Below are 15,907 nucleotides of genomic sequence, written 5' to 3'. Positions count from 1 at the left end.
GAGACCGGCGATTGCCGGCAATACGTACGAAGAAAACTTTGCCTTCGGCAAAGTTCTTAGGAGTGATTCGATGAAGCGAAGATTCGGTTACAAGCACATACTTCTCGGTTTAACCCTATCGATTGCCGTGACCGGCTGCGCCAACACGAAGCCAAACAATCCGACAAACGAAACCCAGGGCGGCGGAACCCCAGTCGAGACTCCTGCTGCCAAGCAATTGAAAGTCAAAACGTTTTATACGGACGACAACCTCGACAAGCTGTTCGAGCGGGAAGTGAACATAACGTATACGGCTGACTCCGATAAGTACAAGGCGGCTCTGGATGCGCTGAAGACGTCGCCGGATGCGAAGCTGTTCCCGCTGAGCAAAGGAATTACTTACCGTTCGGCCAAGCTGGACAGCGGAAATCTGACGATCGATCTGTCCATCGCAAGCGACGGAAGGCTTGGCGCTCCGGGGGAAGATTTGCTGGTCGAATCGATCCGGAATTCCATGTTTCAATTTACGGAAGTCAAAACGATCGAAATATTGGTAGACGGGAAAAAGACGGAAAGTATGATGGGTCACGTCAGCCTCCCGCATCCGATTAAACGGAACTAACGCATAGGGAACGCACGGGACAAGCATCGGAATTAGCGGAGGGAGAAGCGGTATGAAGCGCAAGATGAAGAAAACTTTGAAGCAGGCGGTCGTATACTCCATCGTATCAACGATGGTGCTGGCTGCCCCCGCTTATGCGGAGATTACGGACAATAAGACGAATACCGGCACATCGCAGTCAAGCAGCAATTCGAATACCAACTCCAATACCAATTCGAATACCAACTCGAATATACGGTTGGGCTTCCCGGACGTGCCGTCCAGCCACTGGGCGATCAAACACGTATCTAAGCTGGCCTTAATCGGCATCGTTCAAGGGGACGACCAGGGCAAGTTCAATCCGGAGAATTCGGTCAATCAGCAGGACGCGATCATTATGGCGATCCGGATGATGGGCTTCGAGAAGGAAGCGCTCGACAACAAAACGACGATCGCGCTGCCGTTCGAGGATGTCCGTACCGATGCACGCCCCTATGTCGCATACGCGATCAATAAAGGGCTGATCGATCTTCAGGAAGAAGTAGCCGGGGGGATGAAGTGGGGCAATCAGGACGCTTCCCGCGAATGGGTAGCCAAAATTGTCATCCGCGCCGTCGGCAAAAAGCAGGAAGCGCTCGACAAATCGAACCTGCCTACCGGATTCGCGGACAATACCAGCATCTCCTCGTCGACGCTCGGCTACATAAACGAAGCAATCTCTCTCGGCATCGTCAACGGGTTCGAAGACAATACGTTCCGCCCCGAAGGCAGCGTAACGAGGGCGCAGATGGCGACCTTCCTGAGCAGAGCCGAGAAATATTTGGTGAATCCGTCCGATAAAGTGATGGTCGGCACGATTACGTCCATCTCCGGCAACCGGTTGACGATTCTGGAGAAAAACGGGCAAAAAAGAGACGTTCAGCTTCATTCGAACGCATCGTTTTATACGTTCAAGGACGATACGGCCAAGTTGACCTCCTCTGACGTGAAGCTGTACAACGAAGTGTACATTCTGCAAAATCAGGGTACCGCCTATTTCGTCGAAGTGACGAACGACGAGATCCCGATGTCCAGCATTACCGGCAAACTGGTCAGCGTGAATATTAACGATTTGACCGCCTCGCTTGAAGTCGACGGCAAATATTATACATACGACCTCGCTTCCAATGTGACGATCCGCGATCTGAACGGGGCCGGAATCAGCCTTGGATCGCTTCAGGAGAACTCTGTCCTTGAGCTGAAAAAGCACGCATTGATCGAGGACGCCAAAGTATCGCAAATTATCGTGAAGCAGGTTCCGCTCAACAAAACGTTTAACGGCTCGTTCCAATCCTTCGATCCGGCTGCGCTGACCGTAACGGTTACCGACAAGGATACGGGTTTAATCGAGACTTACGAAATTTCCGACCGTTCGGCATTTGTTCAAGGGGACAAATATTTCGATCCGGCGAATTTGTTCGAGGGCGACATCGTACGCGTTCAGATCAAGAACAGTGTGGTCATTTCCGTAGAAGTCGTTCAGCAGCTCGTGGAGAAGCGCGATCAGGGCAGACTCGTAACAGTAAGCGACGACAAGACGATCGTGACGATTCAGAAGACGGGCGACGAACTCGCTTCCTACAAAGTATCCGACCGCGTCATCGTACTGATGGAAGGCAGTCAGTTCGGTTCCGTCCGCGACCTGATGCCCGGCGACGATCTGAAGCTGGAAATCAATCAAAACAAAATCGACAAAATTGCAGTGCAAAGCCGGAGCATTCAAAACTTTACGCTGGCAACCGTACACGGCTACGATGCCGACACGAAGTTTTTGACCGTTATCGACGAGCTCGGCAAACCGATGATCTACAAACTGACAGACAAAACCCGACTTTTGTTCGATAATAACGAGATTCCGCTCGCCAGCTTCCAGTCGAACTTCGTCAAGGGCAAACGAGTCAATATCGTAGCTTCCGAAGGTACACTCTTGTCCGTTCAAGTCGCAACAAGAATGGAAGGCACCATCACCTCGGTAAGCTCGACAAGCGGCGATATTACGGTCAAGACAGCCAGCGGAGCCATCCAAACGTACAAAACGATGAGTTATGCCGGTGTGGATAAATACAGCTTGCCGAATGCGAAGCTGTCGGATCTCAGACAAGGCGACTTTGTCCGCGGGTTTTTCGATGCGACTCAGGAAACTGTAGTAGGGTTATCCGTACGGGAAAGCCTTATCGTCCATACCGTATCGAAGGAAGCCGACGGCTCGCGGATTACGATCCGGGACAGCGCGGGCAACATTTCCTCGTATTCGATGTTCGGCATTCCGGTCCACCGGAACGGGCTGGCGGTAGGTGTGGCCGGCATCGGGGTGGACGAGCCGCTGCAGGTTACGTTTATCGGAAGGACGCTGGAGAACGTTCAAGTTCTCGATACGGTCCGCGGTAAAGTAACGGCCGTCGACGCCGCTTCCGGCAAAGTCACCGTAACGGATTACACAGGCATCTCCCGCGTCGTGGAGGCGGGTACGAGCGCTGTCGTCAAAAACGGCGCCAATACGTACACGCTGGCCGCTCTCAAAGCGGATGACCGGGTGGAGATTGTGAAGGATACGGCAGGCGCCACGACGATCCGGATCATCACCGGCGAGCAGAGAGGCATTTATTCCTATGACGCCTCGACCCGCGAGATGACGTTTGAACGCCGCAATTTGAACGACAAGGTCAAATATTTGCTTCACGAAAAGGCTTATATCTCCCAGGGAACGCAGATCATTCAGCCGACTGCGCTTAATCCGGGAGACCGGGTAACGGTGTATTTCGTGAACGACAAAGTTGTAGAAATCGCAAAGCCGTAACGAAGCGTTCACGATTGGATACGGTTAGCGTCGCCGGCAGCAGGCAAAAGCTTGCGCTGGCGGCGTTTTTGCGTGTAAAATGGACGAAACCGACTATCGGACAAGGTGGCGACAATCATGACGGGCAAAAGAGTGCGGCATATTCTCGACACGATCGCCGGGATGTATCCGGATGCCCATTGCGAGCTGCACCATTCCAATCCGTTCGAATTAACGATTGCAGTTCTGCTTTCCGCCCAGTGCACGGACGAGACAGTTAACAAGGTGACGGCCGATTTATTTCGCAAATACAACAAGCCGGAAGACTACATAGCCGTTCCGCTGGAGGAGCTGGAGCAGGATATTCGCCGGATCGGACTATTCCGGAACAAAGCCAAAAACATTCAAAGCTTATGCAGGCTGCTGCTGGAAAAATACGACGGCGAGATACCCCGCAAGCACGAGCAGCTCGTAGAGTTGCCCGGTGTCGGACGGAAGACGGCCAATGTGGTGATGTCGAACGCGTTCGACGTACCGGCCATTGCAGTCGATACTCATGTGGAACGGGTCTCGAAGCGGCTTGGATTGGCGGAACCGGACGATACGGTGCTTCAGGTGGAGCAGAAGCTGATGAAGAAAGTGCCTCGCGAAGAATGGACGCAGACGCATCACCGGCTTATTTTTTTCGGTAGGTATCATTGCAAAGCCCAAAACCCGGGGTGCGGCGTATGCCCGCTGCTTGACAAGTGTGGCGAAGGCAAATTACGTTTAAAAACGGTCGTAAAGAGGAAATCTATAAAGTAGATGATTTTACCAGCCAATAATCGAAGGTGGGAACCAGCATGAAATGCATAGCGGTGTATACGAACGATTTTGAAGTGTTTTCCGACATCTATGAGAAAGTCATCAGCACTCCTCTTGCCGAGAATGAGGAAAAAGAAGTGGAAGGCGTCATGATCAGCGAGTCCGGCGATGTGCCCGACCATTATATCGACCGGATGCGGATCAAACCTGATGTCGTCGTCATGAAAGTAAGAGACAAGGACATAACGATTTTGCAGCATGGCGAAGTGTTTGAAATATTTATACCCGAAACCGAAAATGTGGTACACTAGAAACCGGAGAAATTCGGTTTTTTCTTTTTCGGACCGTTATTTTTGACGGACGGGTCCGACATTTATAGCAGCTGTGGGGAGATAGGTTTATGAATGCAGTAGACATCCGGGGGATGACCGACGCAGAGAAATCCATTCGGGCGATCGGCAGAGCGATGGCCGAGGCCGGGGATCGCAATCATGCGGAGAAACTGGAGCAGCTTGCCGGCAAAGCGGCGGATCAGGCGCTGAATATCGCATTTTGCGGTCACTTTTCCGCAGGCAAGTCAAGCTTGATTAATAAATTATGCGGGCATCAGCTCCTGCCTTCGAGTCCGATCCCAACCAGCGCCAACGTCGTGACGATTCAGAACGGCCCCGCCGGAGCGATCGTCAAACATGCCGCCAAAGGCGGGGACAGCGGCGAATTTGCCGAGATTGAGCTGGACCGGCTGGACGAATATTGCAAAAACGGCGAGGAAATCGAATCGGTTCAGATTCGTTACCCGATTCCGTTTCTCGGAGAGCGGGCCGCCCTGCTGGACACGCCGGGCATCGATTCGACGGACAGCGCTCATATGATGGCGACCGAATCGGCGCTGCATATGGCGGACGTCGTCTTTTATGTGATGGACTATAACCACGTCCAGTCGGAGATTAACTTCGCCTTTACGAAAAGGCTGAAGGAATGGGGCAAGCCGCTTTACCTGATCGTAAATATGATCGACAAGCACCGCGAGCGCGAGCTTCCTTTCACAGAATACCGGGACAGTGTGGCCCATGCTTTCGAGAGCTGGCATATCGAGCCGGACGGCATCTTGTTCACTTCGGTGAAACAGCCGGATCATCCGAACAACGAATGGGTGAAGCTGGCCCGGCTGATCGGTGACTTGAGCGGCATCGCCGATATGCTGCGGGACAACAGCCTGGCGAAGTCGGTCGTCCATCTGATCGGCGAGCATGGAGTATGGTTGTCGGAGCACAACGAGGCGGCGAAGACGGCGCTTCGCGAGCAGGTCGAGCGGGAGGGGGGCGAAGGTCTCCCGGAGCGTTACGAATCATTGGCGGCTCGGATCGAGGAACGGAAGAACGCCGGGGAGAAGCTGCAGAACGAGCTAAGGAAAGAAACCGCTCAACTGCTCGAAAACGCCAATATTACGCCTGCGACTACTCGCGATTTGGCTCATCATTATTTGCAAAGCCGGAAGCCCGGATTCAAAGCCGGGTTATTTGCACGCGCGTCTACGACCGCCAAAGAGATCGAGAGCCGGTTGGCCGCGTTCAGCTCGGACTTCGTGGAGAAGGTTGAGGCAAATATCGTCTGGCATTTGCGCCAACTGCTTATTCAAGCCGGCGAGCCGTATGGAATAGGCCCCGAGGCCGTCGATGAGGCATTGAGCCGCACGGTCCGTTCCATAGGCGAAGAGTGGCTGAGCGGGCAGGTTCAGGCGGGCGCCATCGCTTCGAACGAATATACGCTGAATTATTCGAGGCAGATCGCTGCCGAGGCCAAAACGATATTCCGCCGTGCCGGCTTCGAGCTGATCGATGACATCGTCCGGGTTTTATCGAGCCGGGCCGACCGCGAAGTATTCGAGCTGACACAGGAGAAAGAGCAGCTTGCAGGACGTCTGACCGCTTACCGCCAGCTGCAGGCGCTGGAAACCGAAGAGCGGCTGCACGCGGAATCGCTGCTGGCCCGTTTTCCCGAGCGGGGGCCCGATCTTGCCGGCAAGCTGCCGGACCCGCAGTCGTATGCGACGGACGGGACGGGGCAGGGAACGGCACAGGCTGAAGGAGCACACGGCTCTTCGTCTTCGTCGGGCGAGCGGTGGTCCGTAGCGCTTGGCAAGGAGACGGAGCAAGGTTATAAGGCTGACGGGAGCGGCGACGGCAGTTTCCGGGCGACGATGGCGCATACGGCTTCGAAGCTGAATGAGGCGTGCGTGCTTCTCGAGCCGATTCCTTCGATGCAATCGATCGTCCGGTCGATGAAGGAAAAGTCGGAACGGCTCGCGCAGAGCAACTTTACGATTGCACTGTTCGGTGCGTTCAGCGCAGGCAAGTCGTCTTTTGCCAACGCGCTGATGGGAGAATCGGTATTGCCGGTATCGCCGAATCCGACGACGGCCGCCATCAACAAAATTATGCCGCCAACGGATGCTTGGCCTCACGGTGCCGTAAAGGTGCAGATGAAGTCAGCCGATGCGATCCGCGAAGACGTTTTGTATTCCCTGAACGTCCTGGGCGTCCAAGCGACCGACATGGATTCGGCTTTGTCGCAGATCGACCGGTTGTCTCCGGATCGTGTAGGACCTAGCGGTAAGCCGCATTACACGTTCCTCAAAGCGGTCGGCAAAGGGTGGAGCGAAGCCAAGGATATCATCGGGACACAGCTTCGGGTCGATCTGGAGATGTTCCGCGCGTACGTGGCGGAGGAGAGCAAATCTTGCTTCGTCGAATATATCGAGCTGTACTACAGCTGTCCGCTGACCGATCAAGGGATGATTTTGGTCGATACGCCGGGAGCGGATTCGATCAACGCAAGGCATACGGGCGTAGCTTTTAATTATATCAAAAACGCCGATGCGGTCTTATTCGTAACGTATTACAACCATGCCTTCTCGCAGGCGGACCGGGAGTTTCTGTTGCAGTTGGGCCGGGTTAAGGACAGCTTCGAGCTCGATAAAATGTTTTTCCTCGTTAACGCGGCGGACCTGGCAGCCAGCGAACAAGAGCTGAACGGCGTCGTCGGCCACGTGGCCGACAATCTGCTTCGTTACGGGATTCGCAATCCACGCATCTATCCGGTGTCCAGTCTCATGGCGCTGGACGGCAAGTTGCAGCGTGATGCGGCGCTTGCCGCGAATAGCGGAATCGTCCGGTTCGAGCGGGACTTCGTGCGGTTCGCGGTCGGCGAGCTGGCGGGCATCGCCGTCCGGTCGGCCGGACAGGAGCTGGAGCGTTCGGCTTCGCTGCTCGGACAATGGATAGCCGGGGCACGCGAGGGCGAGGAACAGCGCAAGCGCAAGCTGGAGATCGTCCGGGAATCCTGGAAGCAAGCGGCGGCACTTTTGCAAGACTCGGATACGGCTGCGGAGGAGCGCGAGATTGGCAAAGAGATTCAGGAACTGCTGTATTACGTCAAGCAGCGTCTTACGTACCGTTACGGCGAGCTGTTCCAGTACGCGTTCAACCCGGCGTCGCTGCGCGAGGATGCCGGGGCGATCCGCAGCTCGATGCGCGTGGCATGGATGGATTTGCTGCGGCTGATCTCTTACGATTTGTCTCAGGAGCTGTACGCGACTACGCTGCGGATCGAGAACCAGCTGAACCGTCTGGCGCAGAAAAGACAGGCCGACAAGATAAGCCAGATCAGCTCGCTTCTGGACGGGTTCGAAGGAGGCAGCTACGAGGCGCTGCCTTTCCGGACGCCGAACGTAGAGGAAACGATGGAAGCTTCTGCAGATGACAAGTGGCTTGCGGGTTTTTACAAAAACGGCAAACACTTTTTCGAGGGACCCGGCAAAAGCCAGCTGAAAGAGGCGCTCGAGAAAACGTTGACCCAGCCGGTCGCGGATTATGCGGAACGTCACGGAGCGCTCTTCGAGTCCGAGTACGCCGCAGCATACAGGGAGCGGGTCGGCGCGGTTCAGGAGCGGCTCTACCTGCTGCTAAACGAGCATGCGGAAGGAATGGTGGCGGCGCTCGAGATGAAGGTCGATCTGGCTCGTCTGGCATCGACCCGGGAGAAGCTGCAGTCGCTTATGAATGCATAAGATTTGCCATTTGAGGGACGCTATCGCTATATGCGAAGCGTCTCTTTTGTGTAGAGCCGGGAACGGATATGTGTTCAGCGAAGCAGAACGTATTCTGCCCCCAAGAAAAGCTGGCTCTTACGAAGGATGGCTCCCCGTTCCATTTTCTACCGGATGTAAATTCGCACGATGTAGGCCCTTAGAACCAAATGATGGAATTCATGTCGGATTCGTCCGCGAAGCCGCAACAATTGCCGGAATTTGGCGTCTATATGAGTATGAAGGGAAGGGGAGCTTAGGTATGAAACGACACACTTCCATCCGATATACGATGGTATTGACAGGAGCCGCATTGCTTCTGGCCGGATTGTCGCTGTACGATTCGAGTAACCCTGAGTCTTCGGCGGCCCCTTCGTCGAAGCCCGCTATCCAGACCCCGTCCGGTGATTCTCAGATGTTTGATCCGGCCTCGATTCGGCCAGGCGACCAGGTGGCGGGGATGACCGCACAGGAGATCCGGTCCGGCACGTATGGACTGCAGTCGGTCGCCGTTACGTTTCAAGGCACCAAGGAGATTAGCGGACGGTTTGAAGTAATGGATCTGGAAACACAGCCATATAACCCGGGAGACGTTATCTTTTATGTGGACAACAAGTCGGCGACCAGTCTGCCGAAGCCTATACGGTTTCACGAGGTGCCGAATCATTTCGTTTTGAAATTTGCCAATGAAACGGACAAGGCGAAGTTCGGTTCGGCCGGCTCAACGGGAACCGGTTCGATCGTCATATCGGATTACTTGGCCGTTTATGCCGATATTCTCGAAGGAACCTCGGACAAGGCGAGCTTGACCGAAGTGAAAGCGCTGAATGTGATTGCACCGAGCAGCCCGGAAGAGAATAACCCCGACTTCGATAAAGAGATGAAGCCTTTCCCGATCTTGACGATAACACCGCAGAAGGCGCTCGGCAGTCCCGAACCGGTATACGAGTGGATCGAGGGCGTCCACCGGTCGTTTTATGGGCTGGCTTATAACGGCAAACGGATCAGCGAGGCGCAGCGCGAACGAGTCAAAAGCTGGCTGGCGGAGGCGTTTACAGACACTGCGACGGAGCAGCTGGCGGATTCGCACGTACCGGCCGTCGACGGCGGATATTTAATCGTAAGCGGTTCTTCGGGACTGATTCCACCCGTAATTATTCAAAAAGTCGGCAGCATGAAGATGGCGGAGCAAGAAGACGGGAGCTACTTGCTGACAGCCGACTGGATCGTGACCGGAGTAAGCGATGCGAGACTGATCTGCGAGCTGGAGTACGAGGATGGCCGCTGGAAAATCAGCACGTTCCATTATGAGATGATTTGACCGGACCTGGTTCCGGTTTTTTTGTTTATTCGCGAAAGTGGATGCTTGTGCTTAACTTGACGAACCCGCTACGATCCCTCCCTTTCTTGCTTGAGCGGTTTGAGCCAGTTCGGGTTGGCCAAGCTGAACGGATGCAGCTGCACGCAGTTAAACATTTATTTTGGAGCAGGACGGACGCTCCTCGCATACGCTCGGTCTTGCCTGTGCTCGCGGCTCCCCGTATATCTGGACAGCCGGCAGCCGGCGCGAGGACCGGATTCCGCCGTTTCGGGGACGTTTCGGGAGTCGGGCAGCAGGAGCAGAACAAGAACCAACTAAGAGCGGTTTGTAACCTCTATTTGGTCTGAAAACCGCATGAGCAAGAAAATAAGAGCGGTTGGAAGTCGGTTGGAAGCTTCTATTATCCGCGAAAAGTAGGCTTACCGGGCCAATTGGTTAAATAAGCGGTGTAAACCGTTTCTATTCGTCTCGGATTCCATGGTTTGCCAAGCTCAACGCTCTGGTTTCACGGAAATGGGGGGAGCCTGTCCGCTTATCTGACAGCCCGGAGCAACGGCCGGGGCCTTATGCCAACGGGCAAAATCCCATATTCCGGAAGCTTTGACCGGTATCTCTGGCCAGAATTCCCCGACATTTTCACCCAATCTTCACAACTTTCAAGAAAGCGCATCCATAGGTTCATAAAGCGATGATTCGGAAGAATCGCATGGATTCCTTCCCGTTTTCGTCTCTTTTTGTGGGTTTTAGGGTGATATTGATCGTTTTACCCGATTCGCCCGATTGCTCGATAGGAGGGATGGTGATAAGATTCATTAAGAAATTGGAAAGCGGCCGGCTGGGAGGGCGACCATGAACGTATTAAAGCAATTGAAGCAATTTTACTGGAAAGATCGTTACTTGCTGTTCGCATCGATTGTCTGTTTGATGTGTTCCACTGCACTCGGGCTCGTTTACCCTCATTTGCTCCGATTTCTGATTGACGATGTCATTAGGCAGGAGCAATATCAGTGGGTGCCCTATCTGGCGCTTACCGTTGTCGCCGTAGTGGCGGTCAAAGCGACCTTCGCTTTCCTGCACGGCTTCTCCGGAGGAAGACTCGGCAACCGCGTCGCTTTTAACATGCGTAACGCCTTGTACGAGAAGCTGCAATACTTGTCGTTTCAATATTACGACAGAGCCAAGACGGGCGACCTGATGTCCAGGCTGACGGCCGACTTGGAAGCGATCCGCCAGTTTATCGGATTCGGATTTGCGCAAATTTTAAACGTGTTCATCATGTTTACGTTCGGCACCATTACGATGCTCCTGATGGACTGGAAACTGACGCTGGTTACCTTTGTGACGATGCCGTTTCTCGTCTTCACCGCACTTCGTCTGGAGCGCAAAATTCATCCGGGGTTCCGGGCGATCCGACTTGCCAACAGCAACTTAACGACGGCAGTACAGGAGAATATCAACGGCATGCGAACGGTCAAATCGTTTGCGCGCGAGCCTTACGAGGTGGAGAAATTCACAGTCCGCAACGAGGAGTATAAAGGAAGCAACATTCATTTGTCGCAAACGTGGGCGAACTATTTCCCGATGATGGAACTGCTGTCCTCTGTATGCGTCGCTATCCTGCTCGTCACGGGCGGTATGTTCGTCATCAACGGTTCGATGTCGATCGGCGAACTGGTCGCATTTTTCAGCTTTATCTGGTACATTATCGCACCGATGAGAGATATCGGCTTCCATATTAACAACTACACGCAATCAAAGGCTTCCGGCGAACGCGTATTGGAAATATTGAATCAATACGTACATGTAAAAGACAAGGATAATGCAGTCGCGCTCCGACCGGAGCAAGTATCCGGCTCGATCCGCTTCGACGAGGTGACCTTCGCGTATCCCGACAAGCAGCCGGCGCTTACGAAGTTTGATCTGGATGCGCCCGCAGGCTCCGTAATCGGATTGCTCGGGGGAACCGGATCGGGCAAGTCGACGGTAATCCAGCTGATGCTGCGGGCTTACAATATTAAAGAAGGCCGTATCCTGCTCGACGGCAAGGACATTCGCGACATTAAGATCGAGACACTGCGTCAGCAGATCGCGCTTGTCTTCCAGGAGACGTTCCTGTTCTCCTCGACGATTCGCAACAATATCGCATACGGCCGCAAGGATGTATCTGACGAAGAGATCGTCCGCGCCGCGAAGCTGGCGAAAGCGCATGATTTCATAATGGAGCTGCCGCTCGGTTACGATACGGTGGTCGGCGAACGTGGTATGGGGCTGTCCGGCGGTCAGAAACAGCGGATCGCCATCGCCAGAGCGTTAATCAAAGACCCGAAAATTTTAATACTGGACGATGCGACGAGCGCGGTCGATATGGAGACGGAGCACGAAATCCAAGCCGGTTTCCAGGAACTGATGAAGGGCCGTACGACTTTTATTATCGCGCACCGGATCTCTTCTCTGAAGCATGCCGATGAAATACTCGTACTCGACGAAGGACGTATCGTCCAGCGCGGAACGCACGAGTCGCTTCTGAAGCAGGCGGGAGCGTATTTTGAAACTTACAAAATCCAATATTCGGATCATCCGGATTTTACCTCGCACAAGGAAGAACGGAGGGTGGCCAATTGAGCCAGTCCAAGGAATATTCCGATACTAACCCAAAATCCGATACTACGTCTAAAACGGCGGGCCGAAATTCGAATTCGCAGGAGCGTTTCATCTACCAGGACGACGACAAGATGGAGAAGGCGTTCGACTGGAGTCAGTTGAAGCGAATGGGTGAATATTTGAAGCCGTATTCCCGGGAATTGCTGCCGATTATACTCGTTACGATGATACTCGGTACGCTGTCCAAGCTCGCCATCCCTTACTTGATCAGTCTTGCGATCGACAAGGCGATCTTTAACGGCGACGGCAACCTGCTGCTCATCTATGCATCGACGATGCTTGCCCTGTATGTGGTGCAATGGCTCGTCAACGTATACCGGATCCGGTATATTAACGTGATCGGCCAGAAAGTGCTGTTCGATTTGCGATATGCATTATTCAGCCACATCCAGCAGCTGTCGTTCCGCTTTTTTGACAAACGTCCGGCCGGGTCGGTGTTAGTCCGGATTACGAATGACGTGAACTCGCTGCAGGACTTGTTTACGAACGGCGTCGTCAACCTGATGATCGACTGCGTGCAGCTCGTCGGTATCGTCATCATCCTGCTGACGCTTAGTCCGAAGCTCGGAATCGCGATTATTATTACGGTACCGCTGATGTTCATCGTATCGACATCGCTGCGTAAACGGATTCGAAGAGCCTGGCAGGACGTCCGCATGAAGCAGTCCCGGATTAACTCGCATTTGGCCGAATCGATACAGGGCATCCGTGTCACTCAAGCTTTTACGCAAGAAAAGGAAAACATTAAATATTTCGATGACATGAATACGATCAACAAAAAATCGTGGGACCGGGCGTCGATGCTCAACCAGGCGTTCGGACCGATTATCGAGCTGACCGCAGCCATCGGTACGTGTATCTTGTTCTGGTACGGCAGTTATTTGATCGAATCCAAGGAGCTTACGATCGGGATGCTGGTCGCCTTTGCCAGCTATATCGGCAACTTCTGGGAGCCGATCAACCGTCTCGGGCAGATGTACAACCAGATGCTGGTGGCGATGGCTTCGTCGGAACGGATATTTGAGTTTTTGGACGAAAAGCCGAATGTGGCGGAGAAAGCCGAGCCGAAGACGTTGCCGCCGATCAAGGGCGATGTCCGGTTCGAACATATCGTATTCGAATACGAGCGCGGCCGTCCGGCGTTGAAAGGAATCAGCCTGGAAGCGAAGGCGGGCGAATCGGTGGCGCTGGTCGGGCATACGGGATCGGGCAAAAGTACGATTATGAACCTGCTGTGCCGGTTCTACGATCCGGTCGAAGGGCGCGTGCTGGTGGACGGCCACGATATCCGCGACGTATCGCTGCAAAGCTTGCGTTCGCAAGTCGGAATCGTCCTGCAGGATACGTTTATTTTCTCCGGCTCGATCCGGGATAATATCCGCTTCGGACGGCTGGACGCGACCGACGATGAGATTCAGGCGGCGGCCAAAGCCGTGCACGCCCACGATTTCATCAGCAAGCTGCCTGACGGCTACGACACTCAGGTGGAGGAACGGGGCAATATGCTGTCGATGGGACAGCGCCAGCTGCTCTCGTTCGCCCGGGCGCTGCTGGCCAACCCGCAGGTATTAATTCTCGACGAGGCGACAGCGAGCATCGATACGGAAACCGAGCTGAAAATCCAGGAAGCGCTGAAGACGCTGCTGATCGGCCGTACCTCGTTTATTATCGCTCACCGGTTGTCCACGATCAGGGGAGCCGACAAAATCGTGGTGCTGGATCACGGTAATATAATGGAAGAGGGCAATCACGACGAGCTGATGCGGCTGGAAGGCATTTATCACGGACTCGTGCAAGCCCAATACAAATTTTTAAGCGAAGCTGTCTAAGCTTCCGTCAGGCAATCCGCCGCCGCTTCCTCCGAGAAGCGGCGGCGGATTATTTTTAAGAGCAAGTATACGTTTCCGGAGAAGCGGATACTTGCTGTTCGCAAGACAAGCTACCACCAACGCAGGTCGTACAACTAACGAAGGCCTCATCATACATCGCATCGCGGCAAAGCTTCGTTTAAGTGTTTTCTGACTGTGCCAGCAATCCATTTGCCGAATATAGAAGGTGCCAAAGACTCTTATTGGGTTAGCAAGTGTTAGCAAGTGTTAGTAAAGGTTAGCAAGGATTAGTAAGTGTTAGCAAGCGTCGTTATAAAGGCTAGTTAGCGCCAGCTAGCGTCATCATTGTGGAAAAGGCTTCGTTTGCAAGCTTTTCTTCTGATTCGCCCGATTTATTTTTATTAGGACTGGCAATATTGGAGCCTCTTTCGAATACGCTTGCCTTAGAGCGGAAACTGCGGCAATTGAAAGCGCGGAACAAGAGGGAGGAGATCTATGTTAATCGAGGTGGTCAAGCCGGGCGATTCATTATGGGCGATTGCGAAACGTTATGGAGTGACGGCGGACGAAGTCGCCCGAATAAACGGAATCGACGATCCGACGAGACTGGTCGCCGGTCAGGCGCTCGTCATTCCTACGAAAGATCGGGTCCATGTCGTAACGCCCGGAGAGTCGTTGTGGACGATTGCCCGCAAGTACGGCACTTCTGTCGATCAGTTGATGAGAGCGAACCAAATAACCGACCCGTCCCGGTTATATATCGGCCAGCGTCTTCGCGTCCCGGGGGAGCCGGTCAGACCGGTAATCGAGACGAACGGTTACTTGCAGCCGTCGAATGCGGAGAAGGACCGGGGTATCGTAGCGGAGACGGCAAACTATCTTACATACTTCAGCATCTTCCAATATGTCGTCCAGAAGGACGGGACGCTCCAAGCTCCGAACGACGAAGCGGCGCTCGCTGCGATCCGGCCGACCCCATCGGTGCCAATGATGGTCATCACCAACTTCGAAGGCGGGACGTTCACCCCCGACACCGCGCGGGCGATATTCGATAATGCGGAAGCGCGGCAAAACCTGATCGACAACGTAATAGCGACGATGAAACGAAAGTCGTTTTATGCACTGAATATCGACTTCGAGCATATGTATCCGGCCGACCGGGAGAAGTATAACGCCTTCCTGGGAGAAATAACGGCTCGCGTTCACGCGGAAGGAAAACTCGTCTCCACGGCGCTTGCCCCGAAGACCAGCGCGGAACAGGCCGGGCAATGGTACGAAGCTCACGATTATCCGGCGCACGGCGAAATCGTTGATTTCGTCATCATTATGACTTACGAATGGGGCTGGTCCGGCGGACCGCCTATGGCTGTAGCCCCGATCCCGCAAGTACGCAGCGTGCTTGAATACGCCCTCTCAGTTATACCGGCGGGCAAGATCATGATGGGCGCGCCTTTGTACGGTTACAATTGGACGCTTCCGTATGTCAAAGGAGGCAAGTTCGCCCCGACCTTAAGTCCGAAGGCGGCCGTCGAGCTGGCCCGGGATGTCGGCGCCTATATCCAGTACGATTATACCGCTCAAGCTCCTCACTTCTCGTATTATGACAACGATGCGAAGGAGCATATCGTCTGGTTCGAGGACGCGCGCAGCATGCAGGCGAAGTTCGACCTGATCAAGGAATACGGGCTGCGCGGGATCAGCTATTGGGTGCTCGGCCAAAGCTTCCCGCAAAATTGGGCGCTGCTCGAAGCGAATTTTACGATCAAGTCGCTTAAGTAATTCCGGGCAACGACGCTAGTTCATAAACCGT

General features: G+C 54.0%; 9 protein-coding genes. All 9 read left to right on the top strand.

All coding sequences use genetic code 11. From position 1 onward, the window contains the following. The first annotated feature begins 70 nt into the window (after positions 1–70). The 9 genes from PV433_RS04480 to PV433_RS04440 all read left to right on the top strand — a co-directional run bounded on the left by PV433_RS04480 (position 71) and on the right by PV433_RS04440 (position 15,876). Positions 71–601 carry a GerMN domain-containing protein gene (locus PV433_RS04480; protein ID WP_190925011.1) on the top strand — a complete coding sequence of 177 codons (531 nt, stop codon included), beginning with the start codon at positions 71–73 and terminating at the stop codon, positions 599–601. 52 nt (positions 602–653) lie between these two features. Next, on the top strand, positions 654–3,416 hold the full coding sequence (locus PV433_RS04475; RefSeq protein ID WP_332070996.1) for an S-layer homology domain-containing protein: 2,763 nt from the start codon (positions 654–656) through the stop codon (positions 3,414–3,416). A gap of 117 nt (positions 3,417–3,533) precedes the next feature. Continuing rightward, positions 3,534–4,199, top strand: coding sequence for an endonuclease III (gene nth / locus PV433_RS04470; protein WP_332070995.1), 666 nt, complete (start codon positions 3,534–3,536; stop codon positions 4,197–4,199). A 38-nt stretch (positions 4,200–4,237) separates the two neighbouring features. Next, a complete protein-coding gene (locus PV433_RS04465; protein ID WP_190925005.1) occupies positions 4,238–4,510 on the top strand; it encodes an NAD/NADP transhydrogenase alpha subunit in 273 nt (90 codons plus the stop codon). A gap of 89 nt (positions 4,511–4,599) precedes the next feature. Further along, positions 4,600–8,268, top strand: a complete 3,669-nt coding sequence (locus PV433_RS04460; protein WP_332070994.1) for a dynamin family protein — start codon at positions 4,600–4,602, stop codon at positions 8,266–8,268. Positions 8,269–8,548: 280 nt separating this feature from the next. Next, entirely contained in the window at positions 8,549–9,607 is a 1,059-nt protein-coding gene (locus tag PV433_RS04455; protein WP_332070993.1) for a hypothetical protein, read from the top strand. 849 nt (positions 9,608–10,456) lie between these two features. Next, entirely contained in the window at positions 10,457–12,229 is a 1,773-nt protein-coding gene (locus PV433_RS04450) for an ABC transporter ATP-binding protein (RefSeq protein WP_332070992.1), read from the top strand. Continuing rightward, positions 12,226–14,097, top strand: a complete 1,872-nt coding sequence (locus PV433_RS04445; RefSeq protein ID WP_442951476.1) for an ABC transporter ATP-binding protein — start codon at positions 12,226–12,228, stop codon at positions 14,095–14,097. The genes PV433_RS04450 and PV433_RS04445 overlap by 4 nt, the downstream gene beginning before the upstream one ends. 495 nt (positions 14,098–14,592) lie before the next feature. Further along, positions 14,593–15,876: a LysM peptidoglycan-binding domain-containing protein gene (locus PV433_RS04440; RefSeq protein WP_332070991.1), complete on the top strand. Its 1,284-nt coding sequence runs from the start codon at positions 14,593–14,595 to the stop codon at positions 15,874–15,876. Positions 15,877–15,907 lie beyond the last annotated feature (31 nt).

Source organism: Paenibacillus sp. GYB004 (genome assembly GCF_036577605.1).
Taxonomy (GTDB): Bacteria; Bacillota; Bacilli; order Paenibacillales; family NBRC-103111; genus Paenibacillus_AB; species Paenibacillus_AB oceani.
This window is presented reverse-complemented; position numbering and strand designations above follow the sequence as displayed.